This is a genomic window from Stenotrophomonas sp. 21LCFQ19 (genome assembly GCF_056861425.1).
This window is the reverse complement of the sequence record NZ_JBSPUF010000004.1, coordinates 55,831-73,045: the sequence shown is the minus strand read 5'-3', so window position 1 is coordinate 73,045 and position 17,215 is coordinate 55,831. Positions and strand designations below refer to the sequence as shown.

Here is a 17,215-nt window from a genome sequence, read left to right as displayed (position 1 = left end):
ACCAACGGCAGGAAAAAAACTGACTTCCGGCACTGATTCCGGAAGCCGTCAAAACCGACATTGGTCCCATCATCCAGATCCGGGGCAATGTCATGAAACTTCCTTCCCTGCTGCGACGCGCCGGGCTTGCCGTGCTCATGTTGCTGGGGCCCGCTGCTGCCGCGCTGGCGGCTCCAACCCAGGTGCTGCCATTGCAGGTCAGTGCCGAGCGCTCGACAACGCTGGCGATCTGGGAGCCGGCGCAGGTGCGTGGCGTGGTGCTGTTTTCCTCCGGGCACGGTGCCTGGCCGGAGCGCTACGAGCGCCTGCTGCAGTCCTGGGCGGATGCCGGATTCGTGGTGTTGGCACCGCTGCACGTGGACTCGATGAAGTATCCGCAGCGTGAACAGTTCTCGCTGCAACAAGGCTTGACCGAGCGCTTCGTCGACATGCGCGCTGTCAGCAGCTACGCGGCGAAGCATTGGCCCGGGATGCCGGTTGCTGCAGCCGGTCATAGCCTGGGGACGCTGATCTCGGCGACGCTTGGTGGTGCATTGAACGGACTGGGGCCGTTGCGCGATCCGTCAGTGGTGGCTGTGCTGGGCTTTTCGTCGCCAGGCCGGATTCCGGGGCTGATCAGCGAGCAGTCATATGCCTCGCTGGCGGTGCCTTTGCTGCTGGTCACCGGTGACAAGGATCTGGTGCCGGGTTTCGTCAGCGACCCAGTCGATCACCTCTATCCCGTCGAGACGGCGCCTGCTGGAGACAAGACCGGCGTGGTACTTGCCGGGGGCGACCACAACCTGATTGGCGGAGAACCTGAGCTGTTGTTCGAACGCGCCCGCGAGCTGGGCACGGCGTTCCTGCGTGCACAACTGCTCAAGGACGAACAGGCGCGGCAGCTGTTGGCGGCGCCTGCCGCTGCCAATGAGCGCTGGCTGCGCCGCTGATTCGTTGCAGTTGGTTCGGCGGATTACGCGTCTTGCGCAAATCCGCGCCAGCTCGTTTCAGTCAGCAAGCGCCGCAGAGCGGCGGTTGCTGACTTTGCCACTGCCGCCATGCCGGCCTGCATGGCAGGGATCAATGTCAATGAATCGCGAAGGTGATGGCATAGGCCGCCTGCGCACCGCGCCGGGCTGCCGCACGCACCTGATACACCTGCACGGTGTAGGTCCCGGAGGCAGGCAATATGCCGTTCCAGTCCTGTCCCTGGCTGCCACTGCCGAGAGCGGTGGCAACGCCGGGAATATCCCCCGGGGCATAGATGTTGAAGCCGACATTGCTGCTGCCGCTCAGGCTTACCCGCATGGATTGCTCGGCTTTGGCATCCAGCGTGTAGTTGACGCTGTCATAGCCAAGCAGGGTGTGGCTGGTGCTGAAGCTTTGCATGCCCTTGGCGAACTGCACCGGAAGTGTGGTGACCTTGTCGGCGGCAGCAGCCCCCTGCGTGCCGAGTGCAACTGCTGTGGCCAGGATCAAGGGCATGATGCGCTTCATCGTACTCACCGTTTGCGTGGGGAAAGGCTGGCGGCAACTGTCTGGCCGGCCGCGATGCTCAACCGATGCGCGTGCCGAAGATGCGATCACCGGCATCGCCCAGGCCCGGCATGATGTAGCCCTTCTCGTTGAGGCGCTCGTCGATGGCGGCGGTATAGACCTCCACGTCCGGATGCACGGCTTCCAGTGCCTTCAGGCCTTCCGGTGCGGCGACCAGGAAGATGCCCTTGATGCGGCGGGCGCCGGCGCGCTTGAGCATGTCAATGGTGGCGATCAAGGTGCCGCCGGTGGCCAGCATCGGGTCAAGGATCAGCGCGTCGCGTTCTTCCAGGCGGCCGGTCAAGCGCTCGAAGTAGGGCACCGGCTGCAGGGTTTCCTCGTCACGCTGCAGGCCGACAACGCTGACACGCGCGGCTGGAATCAGCGACAGCACGCCGGTCAGCATGCCGAGGCCGGCGCGCAGGATCGGCACCACGGTGATCTTGGCACCGGCAATGCGCTGCACCTGCACCGGGCCGGCCCAGCCTGCCATGGTGTGGCTTTCGGTCTCAAGATTGGCGGTGGCCTCGTAGGCCAGCAGGGTGCCAAGTTCGTTGACGACCTCGCGGAAATCCTTGGTGCTCATGGATGCATCGCGGAGTAGGCCGATTTTGTGCTGGACCAACGGGTGGCGGACTTCGACGATTTTCATGGCGGTGTGATGACAGGGAAGAGCCGATAGTTTGCCGCAGTCCTGCTGTACCCAGCCAGTAATGGACTGAAATATTGCAGCCGTGCGTCTGTAACAGTGATGCAATTGAACGGACATACCGTGCACACCCATCCTTTACACAGATTGGGGGCGGTAGTGCGCAAGAGCGTCTTGGTGGTGGCGGTGACGACCGCGGTGGCCTGCATGGCTGCCGCGCCTGCATATGCACAACAGGCCACGGCCGATGGCACGACCACGCTGGCCAGCGGTGCGGCAGCTGCCATCGACCTGGAGCGCATCGAGGTACGAGCACAGCGCGAGGCACAGATCCGCGCCGTCGAGCTCAAGCGCGACGCCAATGGCGTGCAGGACGCGGTGGCATCCGACTCGATGGGTGACTACCCCGACATGAACGTCGCCGAGTCGCTGCAGCGCCTGCCTGGCGTCAGCGTCACCCGCGACCAGGGTGAGGGTCGCTTCGTGGTGATCCGCGGCCTGGATGCGGCCCTGAACAGCGTCAGCATCGACGGCATCGCCATCGGCACGCCCGAGGACTCCTCGCGGGCAGCACCGCTGGACGTGATTCCGTCCGAGTCCACCGAGCGCCTGCGGGTGATCAAGTCGGCCACGCCGGACATGCCGGGTGATGCCATCGGCGGCGCGGTAGTGGTGGAATCGGCCTCGGCCTTCGACCGCGATGGTCGCTCCCTGAAGGGCAAGCTGGAGGGCAGCCACCAGGAGCTGTCGGGCGAGACCAGCCCGAAGGCTGCGTTCAATTACAGCGAAGTATTTGCGGAAACCTTCGGTGTGGCGCTGGGTGTGAACTACCAGAAGCGCAGCTTTGAATCCGACAACACGGAAGTGGAGTACGACACCTTCGATGGCGGTGCCGATGATGATCTGGTCGCGGTCGAGATCCAGCGCCGCAAATACACCATCGAGCGCGAGCGCACTGGTGCCAACCTGAACTTCGATTGGCGTCCTGATGATGCCAACCGCTATTACCTGCGCACGCTGTACAGCCAGTTCGACGATGCGGAAACCCGCCAGCGCACGATCTTTGGCCTTGGTAACGAAGGGATAACCGCTCTGGGTGGGGGGCGCTATGAGGTCGCTGAGCTCGATGCCGATGCCATCAGCAAGCGCATGCGCTACCGCACCAAGGAAGAGAACACCTTTGCGGTCAGCCTGGGCGGTGAGAATCAGCTGAGCGGCGCGGTCTTGGACTACAAGGTGGGCTACACCAAGACCCGCGAGCGCGTGAACGATGAAATGGAAGCGCGCTTTGACTACGACGGTGGCCCATTCTCCGCCACGCTCAACCAGAACAGTGGCATTCCCGGCCTGGGCCTGAGCGACAGCGGTTGGATGGACAACGGCAACTACGCGTTCGACCGCGTCGTGCTCTCGCCCAAGCAGATCGACGACAGTGAGCGCAGCGCGCAGGTCAACATCCGTTTCGATGGCGACAAGGGCAGCTACAAGTTCGGTGTGCTGGGCCGTTGGCGCGAGCGTGATGTCAATGTGGACGAAGTCGAGCTGCGTACCGGTCCAGCCGTTGACTTGACCAGCTGGAACGGCAAGACGCTTGACCACCGCGGCGGCAGCCTCGGTCAAGGCATGAGCTCGGCGGCGATGCGCGCATGGTGGGCAGCCAATGGCAGCAAGTACAGCGCCAGACCGGGCGACGTCGCTGGCAACACGATGACTTCGCTGGAAGAAGACTACATCGCCAGCGAAGACATCCTCTCCGCCTATGCGATGGGCACCTGGGACATCGGCGCATTGCGGGTGATCGGCGGCGTGCGCGTGGAGAACACGCAGTTCAATGCCACCGGCAACGATGTCGATATCGACGGCGACGGCGAAACCGTCACGGTGACCCCGCGTATCGCCAACAACAGCTATACCAGTGTGCTGCCTGGCCTGCACCTGCGCTACGACACCAATAATGATTGGGTGCTGCGCGGCTCGGTCAACAAGACCGTGGCGCGTCCATCGTTCGGTGATGTCTCGCCGCGCTTGGCAGTAAACCGCGACGACAAGGAAGCGCGCATCGGCAATCCGAACCTGGATCCGTACGAGTCCACCAATCTGGATTTCTCGTTCGAGCGCTACCTGGGTGACAGCGGCATCATCTCGCTGGGCCTGTTCCACAAGTCCATCGACGGCTACATCGTGCAGGTCGAGAGCAAGGCCGATCTGGAGTATCCGGGCTTTGACGTGACCCGCTCGATCAATGGCGACAAGGCCAAGGTGTTCGGCGCCGAGTTCAATTGGCAGCAGCAGCTGAGCTTCCTGCCGGGTGCATGGTCTGGCTTGCTGATCGGTGCCAGCGGCACCTGGCTGGATACCGATTTTGATCCGGGCATCGCTGACCGCGAAGGCGATGACTTCAACCTGCCGCGCGCGTCCAAGAACATCTACAGCGCGCATATCGGTTATGAGTGGGGCGGCCTCAGTACGCGTCTGGCTGGCGTCTATCGCAGCGAGTACCTGGACACCATCGGCGACAGCCGTGCATTCGATATCTACGTCGCGCCGCATACCCAGCTCGACTTCAGCTTCGACTACAAGCTGAGCAAGAACGTGAGCCTGTACCTGGAAGCTTCCAACCTGCTGGATGAGCCGCTCGAGCTGTACCAGGGCGTGTCCTCGCGTACCCTGCAGAACGAGGAATACGGCCGTACCTATGCGATTGGCGTGAAGGTGGCACTGTGAGGGCCGCGCTGCTCGCTACCGCCGTTGCCTTGGTGCTGGGCGCCTGCCAGCCGGTGCCGAAGTCCAGCACGCCACCGACCGCCGCCGATCTTGCCGAGGGCGCGACCGCTGTCCCGTCCACCTTGGTGGCCGAAGCCTTCCTGACGCCGATGACGCCGGCTGACAACATCGATTCGCCGGCCAGCTGGCGCGGTGCCGATGGCCGGCTGTGGCTGATCGCGACCGCCAAGGCCACCGACAAGCTGGTGGTCTACGACGGCCAGACCGGCAGGCATCTGCGTGACGTCGGCAGCACCGGCACCGCGTTGGGTCAGTTCGACCGCCCCAATGGCATTGCGGTGCAGGACGACCTGGTGTTCATTGTCGAACGTGACAACCACCGTGTGCAGGTGCTGCAGCTGCCGGACTTCAAGCCGCTGGGCGTGTTCGCCGGCAACGACCTGCGCAAGCCTTATGGCCTGTGGGTGAACCCGGTGCAGGGCGGTTACGACCTGTACGTCACTGACTCCTACGACGATGGCGAGGATGCGGCGGGCAATGACATCCTGCCAGCGCTGGAACGTCTGAACGAGCGCGTGCGTCGCTACCACGTCACCGTCAATGGCGATGAGGTGCAGGCCAAGCTGGTGCGCAGCATCGGCGACAGCTCGCCCAAGGGCGCGCTGCGTGTGGTCGAGTCGATCTGGGGAGATCCGGCCAACGACCGCCTGCTGATCGCCGAAGAAGACGAAACCTACGCCAGCGAGTTCAAGGTCTACAACCTGGCCGGTGACTTCAGTGGCGAGACCTTTGGTCGCGGCCTGTTCAAGGCGCAGGCCGAAGGCGTGATGCTGCGTACCTGCGGCGATGGCGGCTGGTGGATCACCACCGAGCAGGGCAAGCAGCGCAGTACCTTCCATCTGTTCGATCGCAAGACACTGGCGCCGGTGGGTTCGTTCCACGGCAACACGGTGGCCAATACCGACGGTATCTGGAACAGCCAGCAGGTGTCGGCGCGTTTCCCGCAGGGGGCGCTGTACGCGGTGCATGACGATCAGGGCGTGGTGGCCTTTGATTGGCGTGATATCGCCAAGGCATTGTCGCTGCCGCAGGAGTGTGGCCGATGAGGGCGCGGGGACGCTCTCGCCAGCGGCTGCCGCTGCTGGCGCTGGCGCTGATCAGCGCAGCGCTGATGGGCGCAGCTGGAGCGGTGGGGGCCGCTCCAGCTGCCGAGCCCAACACGCAGGTGCCGGCGGGGAGCCGGCACTACGCGGCCAGTGGCTTTCCTGACCGCATCGTCGCGTCGCCAGCGCAGGATGCCAGCAGCGGTTTTGCGGTGGCATGGCGTACCGCGCCGCTGGCCCAGCCGGCGCGGCTGGAAATCACCGTGGCTGGTGACTCGCCGGACATGGGCCAGGTGCGGCAGCTCACTGCGAGCAGCCAGCTACTGCAGACCGAGAACGGCGAAAGCCAGCACCATCGTGCGTTGATTGATGGCCTGCAGGCAGACACGCTGTATGCCTACCGGGTGCAGGGGCAGGGCACCTGGGGTGCATGGCAGCACTTCCGCACTGCCGCTGCCGCTGGTCAGCCGCTGACCGTGCTGTACTTCGGCGATACCCAGAACAAGAACCTCAGCCATGTCAGCCGAGTGATACGGCAGGGCTGGCAGACCGCACCGGATGCGCGGCTGACCTTGTTTGCGGGTGATCTGGTCAGTGGCGGTGATGGCGAGGACGACAACGAATGGGGCGAGTGGTTCGCCGCCGGTGGCTGGTTGCTGCCGGGCATGGCGGTCGCACCGGCCGCAGGTAACCACGAGTACTTCGAAGAGTTCGAGGACACGCCGCAGGAACGGCGTGTGCTGGGCAAGCATTGGCCGCTGACCTTCGCGCTGCCGGGCAATGGTGCATCGGCTACTGCCAGTACGACCTACTGGTTCGACTATCAGGGCCTGCGCGTGGTGGTGCTGGATGGTACTTCGGCACTGGATCTGGGCACCGCCAAGGCGCAGGCGAACTGGTTGGAGGGTGTGCTGGAAAGCAGTCACCAGCCCTGGAACATCGTGGTCGTGCACCAGCCCCTGTATCCCCTGCGGGCCGAGCGTGACAGTTCGGTGCTGGCCAGCGAGATCCGCCCGGTACTGCAGCGGCACAAGGTCGATCTGGTGCTGCAGGGCCACGATCACACCTACGGCCGCCGTGCCGATGCAGGTGCAGCGTTGCCGCAGTACATCTCGTCCGTTGCCGGTCCCAAGCAGTACCGCTTGTCGCCGGAAGCGCGCGCGACGATGAAGCCGACCGCCGAGGACACGCAGTTGTTCCAGGTGCTGCGACTGGACGACAAGGGGCTGAACTACGAAGCGCGCACGGCAACCGGCCGGCTGTATGACGCTTTCCAGATAAGCCGCGGTGCCGATGGCGGCAAGCAGTTCAGCGAGATCATCGAAGGGCGCATCCCGCAACGTGATTGCCCGCGTGCGGTGTCGCCCAAGGGCCGCGACGACCGTTGCTGGGAGTAAGTGGATGAAGGTGATGCAGGCAGCGCTGTGCGGCGTGTTGTTGGTCGCAACTTCAACCGTACTGGCGGCGGGAGGGCTGCTGCATCCATTCGCCTTGCCGCAGCCCGATATGGCGCCGGAGGAAGTGCTGCTGGCGGTGGAGATTCCCGCTGGCGGCGCGATCAAGTACGAGCTCGGTGAGCATGGCGAGTTGCGGGTGGATCGCTTCCTGTCAATGCCGGTGGCCTATCCGGCCAACTACGGTTCGATGCCGGAGACCTTGGCCGGTGATGGTGATCCGCTGGATGCGCTGGTGTTGACCCGGTTCCCGATCCAGCCCGGCGCCGTCGTCCGCTTCCGCCCGCTGGGCGTGTTGCGCATGGTCGACAAGGGCGAGGCCGACGAGAAGATCGTTGGCGTGCCGGTGGATGCAGTCGACCCGACCTATACGAAGGTACGTGCGCTGGAGGACCTGCCGGTCATGGACGTGCAGCGCATCGAGGCGTTTTTCCGCACCTACAAGCAACTGCCAACTGGCGCCGACATCCAGCTCAACGGCTGGGGCGATGCGGCCGAGGCCCGGCAGGTGATACGCCGGGCACTGCTGGACTACCAGCAGGTCAGGCCGACGCGCTGAGTATCCAACCGGTTTCACGGCTCTGGATGCGGCTTCCTCCTATAATGAACACGGATTAGTCCGAATGTGCTGCCGTGCGGCCGCGGGTAAGGCCGCGCGCCGGGATGGCAGCAGGTAGCAATGACAGCTCGGCCAAGGGTGTTGGCCGGGCGATCACGGCGGACTGCCGGTAACGGCAGGTGCCCAATCAAGGAGGGTGGTCATGCGCATCATGGGAAAGGCGTGGAACAAGTTGGCTGTAGCAGCCATGTTGCTTGCAGTAGCTGCGAGTGCGGCGGCGGCCCCGCCGTTGGAAGAAGAAATCGTCAACCCCAGCGAAGTTCTGTTCGAGGGTGGCAAGGCCTATGCCGATGCTGGCGGTGGCCAGATGGAGCAGTTGCACAGCCGCAAGCAGGGGGGCGAGACCATTTATTACCGCCTGGTCCGCTACGACAACGAGAACGGCTACGTCGACAATGACGGCGCACAGGCGCTGGCGCAGACCTTCCGTACCGAATCTAGCATCGGCCAGACGCCTTACCGTTACTACGGTTCCGGCCATTTCGCGCGTCCGGATTTCTACAACAGCCCCTATAACCGTGATGCCCGCCAGCGCTACTCCGGGCCGGGTTACTTCGGCAGCTGCAGCCGCTATGACGGCTGCAAGGAAGTGCAGATCGTGCCGCTGTGGCCGTATTACCGCGGTTACTGACGAGGTATTGATTCCTGACCTGGGCAAGCGCAGCGCGTCCGGGGCTGCGGAGTCATCAGGTTTCCGAGCCGGATTTGACCGTATTGCTGTTCTTCCCGGGTGCGCTGCGCTTACCCGGGCTACGGCCTGGCGACAAGAGCGCTTGATGCAAATAGAAACGGCGGCCTTGATGGCCGCCGTTTCTGTTTGACGCGTAGTGCCGCACTCAGGCGCTGAGTGCTTCCACCACCCGCAGTTTTGGGTGGCCCTTTGATCGCTGCTGGTACTCCTGCTCGATATCGGCCAGCCGCTTGGCATTCGGGCATTGCAACATCATGTAGTTGGCGTCGAAGTTGAGCTTGGCGACCAGGAAGTCGATGAACGCGCGCACCTTGGGGGAGACCAGGCGGCCGCCGGCAAATACCGCATTGAAGTCGTAATCCGGGCCAGTCCAGCCAGGCAGAACCTGCCGCACCATGCCGGATTCGACAAAGGGCTTGGCCATCACGTCGCTGCTCAGCATCAGGCCTTCACCGGCTACCAAGGCGGCGTTCAGTGCTGAAGGGTCATTTGCTACCAGGAGCGGGTTGACCGCAAACTCGCGCATCTCACCACCATTTTCTGCCAATGCCCACGTAAAACGCTGGGTTTGCCCATGATGGATCTTGCGGATCGCCAAGGTGCGATGGAACTGCAGCTCGTCCGGGTGCTTGGGCTCGCCGTGCACGGCGAGATAGGCCGGGCTGGCGAATACCTGGGTGCGCAGGCTGCCCAGCTTGCGCGCGATCAGGTTGGAGTCGGGCAGTGCGCCAACGCGCAGTGCCAGATCCACTTCCCCTGAAATCAGGTCCAAGGTCTCATTGCCCAGATGCATGTCGACCCGGATCTCCGGGTACTCGCTCTGGAACTGGCCCAGCAGCGGTGCAATCCAGCAGGTACCAATCGAGTACGGAACGGTGAAACGCAGCCAGCCGCGGGGGCCGGATTGCAACTGGCTGACCGCGCTTTCGGCCTGGTCCAGTTCACGGGCAATACGCTGGCAGTGCTCGTAATACACGGTCCCGGCTTCGGTCAGGCCCAGGCGCCGCGTGGTCCGGTGCAGCAGGCGCGCGCCGAGGCGCGTCTCCAGCTCCTGCACCTTGCGGCTGACCGTGGTCTTGGGTTGACCGAGCAGGCGCGCAGCGGCAGTGAAACTGCCCTGTTCGACCACTTTGACGAAGATCAGGGTGTCGTTGAGATCGTTGGCCATGGTTGGGACTCTTGCGGCAACGGAATTGTGCCGGCGACGGGATGATTATTCCCTTCAATCCGTACTAATCAAGTCTGGATTAGGGGCCTATCTTGTACGCCTGTATCCAATCCGGACATGCCGTCATGCGCATGCGCTCCCCCATGGCCCTGCCAATACCTCGCCGCGAACCCAGTTACCGCAATGCTTTGCCTTCAAGGTTGGCCTGCAATCAATTGAATCCATTGCAGTTTGAGGCCTTGCTTGGCGACGTGCAGGCGGCTGCCCCTCGAGGCCCCAAGTGGCGAGGTGTTACGATGCTGCGACGGACCCTGGGGCTGTTTGTCCCATTGGTGGTCCAAAAATTTCCGCGGACGGGACAGTGATTCCGTCGCCGCCGCCGCTGATCCGCCTGCCCAGGGCCGAGCTGCGCAAATTGTCGCGTGACGGACTGGCGCCGCCGCGATGTCGAGCTCCATTCCGTTTTTTTGCAATTCCCTGATCACCTCCCCCTTGGAGCACGAAATGAAAGGCATCTCCCCATCACCCACGTTGCGCCGCGTCGCCTTGGCAGGCATGTCAGCGCTGAGTCTGGCCGTACTGGTCGCCTGCAGTGGCGGCCACGCGGAAAACGCCGCGCCGCCTGCACCCGAAGTAAGTGTTGCGCCGGTGCTGATCAAGCAGGTCGCCCAATGGGACGAGTTCAGCGGCCGCGTCGAGGCCGTGCAGAGCGTTGAACTGCGTCCGCGTGTGTCTGGCTACATCGACAAGGTCAACTACGTCGAAGGCGATGAGGTGAAGAAGGGCGATGTACTGTTCACCATCGATGCGCGCAGCTACCAGGCCGAGTTCAACCGGGCGCAGGCCGAATTGAATCGCGCACGCACGCAGGCTGGTCTGGCACGCAGCGAGTCCGAGCGCGCCCGTCGCCTGGCCGAACAACAGGCCATTGCTGCGGAAACCGCCGAACAGCGCCGTGCCAGTGCAGACCAGGCCGGTGCACAGGTGCAGGCCGCGCAGGCTGCATTGGATGCAGCGCGTCTCAACCTGGAGTTCACCAAGGTGCGTGCGCCGATCGATGGCCGTGCAGGCCGTGCGATGGTGACCGCTGGCAACCTGGTCACCGCCGGTGATGCAGCCAGCGTGCTGACCACCCTGGTGTCGCTGGACACGGTGCATGTCTACTTCGACGCCGACGAGTCGACCTATCTGCGCTACGTGCAGATGGCGCGCAATGGTGAGCGACCGAGCGAGCGTGACCAGGCCTTGCCGGTCAAGGTTGGCCTGAGTGGCGAGCAGGGCTATCCGCACGAAGGCAAAGTCGATTTCCTCGACAACCAGATCACCCGTAGTACCGGCACCATCCGCGTGCGTGCGCTGCTGGACAATGCCAGCCGCCAGTTCACTCCAGGCCTGTTCGCCCGTGTGCAGCTGCTGGGTAGTGGCCAGTTCCAGGCAGTACTCGTGGACGACAAGGCGGTGCTGACGGACCAGGATCGCAAGTACGTCTTCGTGCTGGACAAGGACAACAAGGCGCAGCGTCGTGATGTCCAGCTCGGCCGCAATGCCGAGGGCCTGCGCATCGTCGAGCAGGGTCTGGCTGCCGGCGACAAGGTCATCGTCGACGGCGTGCAGAAGGTGTTCATGCCAGGCATGCCGGTGCAGGCCAAGCCGGTTGCGATGCAGCGCACCGCTGCATCAGCCACCCAGGCCGTGAGCAGCATCAACTAAGCCGCCAACTACCTTTGCCGGCGTGGCAGCCGGCCGTGTTTGCCTGCTCCTGTTGGGAGCGGGCAGGGCGGCTGCAGCCTGACGCCAGCTTTTCCAAGGACTTCCCATGGATTTTTCCAGATTTTTCATCGACAGGCCGATCTTCGCGGCGGTGTTGTCGATCGTGATCTTCGCTGCTGGCCTGGTCAGCATTCCCTTCCTGCCCATTGGTGAGTACCCGGAAGTGGTGCCGCCGTCGGTGGTGGTGCGTACTGTGTATCCGGGCGCCAATCCCAAGGTGATCGCCGAGACGGTGGCTACGCCGCTGGAAGAGGCGATCAACGGCGTCGAGGGCATGATGTACCTCAAGTCGGTGGCTGGCTCCGACGGCGTGCTGCAGATGACCGTCACCTTCCGCCCGGGCACCGATCCGGACGAAGCGGCGGTGAAGGTGCAGAACCGCGTCGCGCAGGCGCAGGCGCGCTTGCCTGAAGACGTGCGGCGGCAGGGCGTGACGACCCAGAAGCAGTCGCCTACCTTCCTGATGGTCGTGCACCTCACTTCGCCCAAGGGCAGCTACGACACCTTGTACCTGCGCAACTACGCCCGCCTGCACGTCAAGGACGGACTGGCGCGTATTCCCGGCGTCGGCGATGCGCAGATCTTCGGTGGTGGTGACTACGCCATGCGTGCCTGGCTGGACCCGGACAAGGTTGCCTCGCGCGGACTGACTGCCAGCGACGTGGTGAGCGCCATGCGCGAACAGAACGTGCAGGTGTCAGCCGGCCAGCTTGGCGCCGAGCCAATGCCCAACAGCCAGTTCCTGACCCTTATCAATGCCCAGGGCCGCCTGCGCAGCGAGCAGGAGTTCGGTGACATCGTGCTCAAGAGCGGCACCGACGGCGAAGTGGTACGCCTGTCGGACGTGGCGCGTATCGAACTGGGCGCGGGTGACTACACCTTGCGTTCGCAGCTGGATGGCAAGAATGCGGTCGGCATCGGTATCTTCCAGGCGCCGGGTGCCAATGCACTGGAGATCCGCGATTCCGTGATCGGCACCATGGACGAGCTGCAGAAGAGCTTCCCGGCCGACGTGAAGTACGAGGCAGTGTACGACACCACGATCTTCGTGCGTGACTCGATCAAGGCCGTGGTGACCACGTTGCTGGAAGCCATCGCGCTGGTGGTGCTGGTGGTGATCCTGTTCCTGCAGACCTGGCGTGCCTCGATCATTCCGCTGATCGCAGTACCGGTGTCGGTGGTCGGTACATTTGCTGCGTTGTACCTGCTGGGCTTCTCGATCAATACGCTGAGCCTGTTCGGCCTGGTGCTGGCGATCGGCATCGTGGTCGATGACGCGATCGTGGTGGTGGAGAACGTCGAGCGCAACATCGAGGAAGGCCTGTCGCCCACGGCTGCTGCGCACCAGGCGATGAAGGAAGTGTCCGGCCCGATCGTCGCGATTGCGCTGGTGCTGTGTGCGGTGTTCGTGCCGATGGCGTTCCTGTCCGGCGTCACCGGCCAGTTCTACAAACAGTTCGCGGTGACGATTGCCATTTCCACGGTGATCTCGGCGATCAATTCGCTGACCCTGTCGCCGGCCTTGGCTGCGCGCCTGCTCAAGCCGCATGGTGCGGCCAAGGATGCGCCAAGCCGTCTGATCGACAAGCTGTTCGGCTGGGTATTCCGTCCGTTCAATCGTTTCTTCAAGACCAGCTCGGAGAAGTACGAGCGCGGCGTGTCACGCATCCTCGGTCGTCGCGGCGCGGTGTTCGTGGTGTACGCGGTGCTGCTGGTGGGTACCGGCGTGATCTTCAAGCTGGTGCCGCCGGGCTTCATTCCGACCCAGGACAAGCTGTACCTGATCGCCGGTGTGAAACTGCCGGAAGGCTCGTCGATTGCACGTACCGATGAAATGCTGCGCAAGGTGGCCAAGATTGCCCAGGAGACCGATGGCGTTGCCCACACCATCTCGTTCCCCGGCTTGAATGCGCTGCAGTTCACCAATACGCCAAACACCGGCGTGGCCTTCATCCCGCTCAAGCCGTTCAACGAACGCAAGGGCCGTACTGCCGCGCAGATCAATGCCGAGATCAACCAGAAGATCGCCGGGCTGCAGGAAGGGTTCGCCTTCGCGATGATGCCGCCGCCGATCCTTGGTTTGGGTAACGGCAACGGCTACCAGATGTTCATCGAGGACCGTGGCAATCTCGGCTATGGCGCCTTGCAGAACGCGGTGCAGAGCATGCAGGGTGCGGTGGCGCAGACGCCGGGCATGGCCTATCCGATCACCAGCTACCAGGCCAACGTGCCGCAGCTGGATGCAGAGGTCGACCGTGTGAAGGCCAAAGCACAAGGGGTGCAGTTGACCGAGTTGTTCGACACGCTGCAGACCTACCTGGGTTCGGCCTATGTCAATGACTTCAACCAGTTCGGTCGTACCTGGCAGGTGATCGCGCAGGCTGATGGTCAGTTCCGTGACAGCGTGGAAGATATTGGCAAGCTGCGTACCCGCAATGATCGCGGCGAGATGGTGCCGATCGGTTCGATGGTGACCGTCAAGGAAACCTATGGCCCGGATCCGGTGCTGCGCTTCAACGGTTACCCGGCGGCTGATCTGGCCGGTGAGGCAGATCCACGCATGCTGTCCTCGGCCGAGGCGATGAACAAGCTCACCGAGATTGCCGGGCAGGTGCTGCCGGCCGGCATGGTCACCGAATGGACCGACCTGAGCTACCAGCAGGCGACACAGGGCAAGGCTGCCTTCATCGTGTTCCCGGTGGCGATCCTGCTGGCTTTCCTGGTGCTGGCGGCGCTGTACGAGAGCTGGTCGCTGCCGCTGGCGGTGATCCTGATCGTCCCGATGACCTTGCTGTCGGCGTTGTTCGGCGTATGGCTGACCGGCGGTGATAACAACGTCTTCGTGCAGGTAGGCCTGGTGGTGTTGATGGGTCTGGCATGCAAGAACGCGATCCTGATCGTCGAGTTCGCCCGCGAGTTGGAGATGGGTGGCAAGGGCATCGTCGAGGCTGCATTGGAAGCCTGCCGGCTGCGTCTGCGTCCGATCGTGATGACCTCGATCGCCTTCATCGCCGGCACGGTGCCGTTGGTGCTTTCGCATGGCGCCGGTGCCGAGGTGCGCTCGGTGACGGGTATCACCGTATTCGCTGGCATGTTGGGTGTGACCTTGTTCGGCCTGTTCCTGACCCCGGTGTTCTACGTGGCGCTGCGCAAGTTCGTGTCACGTAACGGCGGCGGCAAGCTGGTACAGCATGGTGAGCCGACCCTCCACCATTGATGGCAGGTGTAACTCCGTTGCGGGAGGCTGCAGATGTGTTGCCTCCCGCAGGTCCTTGTCACCTTCACTGGCAGGGACGGTTTGAAATGTTATCGGGCTTGTATCAATTCATTCCCCCAAGGAAAAGCAGATGAATACCCAGAACACCAAAGTTGCGCTGGTTACCGGCGCCACCCGCGGCATCGGTCTTGAGACCGTACGCCAGCTCGCCGCCGCGGGCGTGCATACGCTGCTGGCCGGGCGCAACTACGACACTGCCGCCGCAAAGGCGCAGGAACTGAAGGCGGAAGGCTTGCCGGTGGAAGCCATCCAGCTCGACGTCAATGACCCCGACAGCATCGCGGTAGCGGTTGAGCGCGTGACGCAGCAGTACGGCAAGCTCGATATCCTGGTCAACAACGCCGGCGTGCTGGTCGATGACCTGCAGGCCGGCGCCAGCGGCCAGTCGCTGGAAACCTGGCGCAGCACCTTCAATACCAATCTGTTCGCCGTGGTTGAAGTGACGGTGGCCTTCCTGCCGCTGCTGCGCGCTGCACCGGCCGGACGCATCGTCAATGTGTCCAGCATCCTCGGCTCGTTGACCCTGCATGCGCAACCGGGCTCTTCGATCTACGGTTTCATCGTGCCGGCCTACAACGCTTCCAAGAGTGCGCTGAACGCCTGGACCGTGCAGCTGGCGCATGAACTGCGCGAAGGTCCGATCAAGGTCAACGCGGTGCATCCGGGCTACGTCAAGACCGACATGAACGGTGGCGAAGGTGAGATCGATGTCGCCGAAGGCGCGCGCTCCAGCGTGGGCATGGCCTTGATCGCTGCCGATGGCCCCACCGGCAGCTTCAGCTACCTCGGCGAGGTGTTGCCGTGGTGATGCGCCTGTTGGTGACCGCAATGGCCAGTGTCTTGCTGGCCGGTTGCATGACGGTGGGTCCCGATTACAAGGCAGCACCAGTGGAACCGGTCAGCCTGCAGGGCGCGGTTGACCCGGCGTTCTCCAGTGCGCCGCCGGTTGCGAGTTGGTGGACGCAGTTTGATGACCCGGTACTGGGGCAGCTGGTGCACGATGCACTGGGTGACAACCTGGACCTGCAGATCGCGATGGCGCGCGTGCGCGCCGCGCGTGCGGCGTTCACCGAACAGCGCCTGGATCAGCTGCCGCACATCACTGCCGGTGGCAGCCAGGACAGGCGCAAGCAACCCGATGCAACGCTGGGCGGCGAGCGCGTCGGTAGCGAGACCTATCAGCTCGGCTTCGATGCCGGTTGGGAGCTGGATCTGTTCGGCGGGCAGCGTCGTGCGGCGGAGGCCGCGCGTGCCGACCTTGGCGCGGAGCGGGACAATCTGGCCGACGCGCAGGTGATGGTGGCGGCCGAAGTGGCACGCAACTACTTCGAGCTGCGCGGGTCACAGAAGCGGATTGCCGTTGCCCGCGACACGCTGTTGAACCTGCGCGAGACGCAGCGGCTGACCGAAACCCGGCTGGAACTGGGTGCAGGCAGTGAGCTTGACGTGCAGAGCAGTCGCGCCCGCTTGAAGGCGATCGAGGCGGATATTCCGTTGCTGGAAGTGTCCGAAGTGCAGTCGCGGCATCGTCTTGCCGTGCTGCTTGGGCAGCGTCCCGGTTCGCTGGACACACTGCTGCAGCCACGTGAAGTGCCTGCATTCGCCAAGGCCTTGCCACTGGGCGACACCAGCGATCTGCTGCGGCAGCGTGCCGATGTGCGCATGGCCGAGCGTCGCCTGGCTGCAGCCACGGCGCGTGTTGGCGTGGCGACGGCCGATCTGTTCCCGCGCATCAGCCTGAGTGGTTTCGTCGGTTTCCTGGGCGGCGATGCTTCGGGTCTGGTCAACGGCAACAACAAGGCCTGGTCGCTGACCCCGTCGATCAGCTGGGCGGCATTCGACTTCGGCACCGTGCGGGCACGCCTGCGTGCCAGCAAGGCGCAGGCCGATGGCGCGGCAGCCGAGTACGAGAAGGCGGTGCTGCTGGCATTGGAAGACACCGAGAACGCGCTGACCCGCTATGCCAAGCAACAGGCAAGGCTGGGCATCGTGGCTGAGCAGGCACAGGCCGCACGCAAGGCGGAATCGCTTGCACAGCTGCGTTATCGCGAGGGCTCGGAAGACTTCCTGGCCTTGCTGGATGCGCAGCGCAATCAGTTGGCTGCCGACGATGCGTTGGCGGCAGCGGAAGCGTCGGTGAATGTCAGTGTCGTTGCTGTCTACAAGGCACTGGGCGGCTGGGGTGGACAGCCCGGTCCTGCGTTGGCGGTCACCAGCGTACGTTGAGAGCGCGGGAGCTTCTGGA

13 protein-coding genes are annotated in these 17,215 nt (G+C 63.7%); 10 read left to right on the top strand and 3 right to left on the bottom strand.

Features of this window, described 5'->3' with window-relative positions; translation table 11 throughout:
* Window positions 1–92: 92 nt before the first annotated feature.
* On the top strand, window positions 93–929 hold the full coding sequence (locus AC13FW_RS05980) for an alpha/beta hydrolase family protein (protein WP_482988507.1): 837 nt from the start codon (window positions 93–95) through the stop codon (window positions 927–929).
* 136 nt (window positions 930–1,065) lie between these two features.
* Here AC13FW_RS05980 and AC13FW_RS05975 read toward each other — a convergent pair whose 3' ends face one another.
* Window positions 1,066–1,476: a g-type lysozyme inhibitor gene (locus AC13FW_RS05975; RefSeq protein ID WP_296246353.1), complete on the bottom strand. Its 411-nt coding sequence runs from the start codon at window positions 1,474–1,476 to the stop codon at window positions 1,066–1,068.
* 58 nt (window positions 1,477–1,534) lie between these two features.
* Complete coding sequence (gene upp / locus AC13FW_RS05970; RefSeq protein WP_481533405.1) at window positions 1,535–2,167, bottom strand: uracil phosphoribosyltransferase; 633 nt, start codon at window positions 2,165–2,167, stop codon at window positions 1,535–1,537.
* A gap of 204 nt (window positions 2,168–2,371) precedes the next feature.
* On the opposite strand from upp, the gene AC13FW_RS05965 reads away from it, so the two are divergent.
* From AC13FW_RS05965 to AC13FW_RS05945, 5 genes are all read left to right on the top strand, one after another.
* The gene (locus tag AC13FW_RS05965; protein ID WP_482988637.1) at window positions 2,372–4,888 is read left to right on the top strand and encodes a TonB-dependent receptor; all 2,517 of its coding nucleotides are present in this window, start codon (window positions 2,372–2,374) and stop codon (window positions 4,886–4,888) included.
* Window positions 4,885–5,994, top strand: coding sequence for an NHL repeat-containing protein (locus AC13FW_RS05960; RefSeq protein WP_482988506.1), 1,110 nt, complete (start codon window positions 4,885–4,887; stop codon window positions 5,992–5,994). The genes AC13FW_RS05965 and AC13FW_RS05960 overlap by 4 nt, the downstream gene beginning before the upstream one ends.
* Entirely contained in the window at window positions 5,991–7,388 is a 1,398-nt protein-coding gene (locus AC13FW_RS05955; protein ID WP_482988505.1) for a purple acid phosphatase family protein, read from the top strand. Before AC13FW_RS05960 ends, AC13FW_RS05955 begins: the two co-directional genes overlap by 4 nt.
* A gap of 4 nt (window positions 7,389–7,392) precedes the next feature.
* Window positions 7,393–8,004, top strand: a complete 612-nt coding sequence (locus AC13FW_RS05950) for an inorganic diphosphatase (protein ID WP_482988504.1) — start codon at window positions 7,393–7,395, stop codon at window positions 8,002–8,004.
* A 211-nt stretch (window positions 8,005–8,215) separates the two neighbouring features.
* On the top strand, window positions 8,216–8,695 hold the full coding sequence (locus tag AC13FW_RS05945) for a hypothetical protein (RefSeq protein ID WP_482988636.1): 480 nt from the start codon (window positions 8,216–8,218) through the stop codon (window positions 8,693–8,695).
* Between the two features lie 205 nt (window positions 8,696–8,900).
* Here the strand turns inward: AC13FW_RS05945 and AC13FW_RS05940 are convergent, their stop codons facing one another.
* Entirely contained in the window at window positions 8,901–9,923 is a 1,023-nt protein-coding gene (locus tag AC13FW_RS05940) for a LysR family transcriptional regulator (protein ID WP_296246341.1), read from the bottom strand.
* Window positions 9,924–10,436: 513 nt separating this feature from the next.
* Here AC13FW_RS05940 and AC13FW_RS05935 point away from each other — a divergent pair.
* From AC13FW_RS05935 to AC13FW_RS05920, 4 genes are all read left to right on the top strand, one after another.
* Entirely contained in the window at window positions 10,437–11,633 is a 1,197-nt protein-coding gene (locus AC13FW_RS05935; RefSeq protein WP_482988635.1) for an efflux RND transporter periplasmic adaptor subunit, read from the top strand.
* A 106-nt stretch (window positions 11,634–11,739) separates the two neighbouring features.
* A complete protein-coding gene (locus tag AC13FW_RS05930) occupies window positions 11,740–14,910 on the top strand; it encodes an efflux RND transporter permease subunit (RefSeq protein WP_296246339.1) in 3,171 nt (1,056 codons plus the stop codon).
* Between the two features lie 130 nt (window positions 14,911–15,040).
* Window positions 15,041–15,778: an SDR family oxidoreductase gene (locus AC13FW_RS05925; RefSeq protein ID WP_482988503.1), complete on the top strand. Its 738-nt coding sequence runs from the start codon at window positions 15,041–15,043 to the stop codon at window positions 15,776–15,778.
* A complete protein-coding gene (locus AC13FW_RS05920; RefSeq protein ID WP_482988502.1) occupies window positions 15,772–17,196 on the top strand; it encodes an efflux transporter outer membrane subunit in 1,425 nt (474 codons plus the stop codon). Before AC13FW_RS05925 ends, AC13FW_RS05920 begins: the two co-directional genes overlap by 7 nt.
* Window positions 17,197–17,215 lie beyond the last annotated feature (19 nt).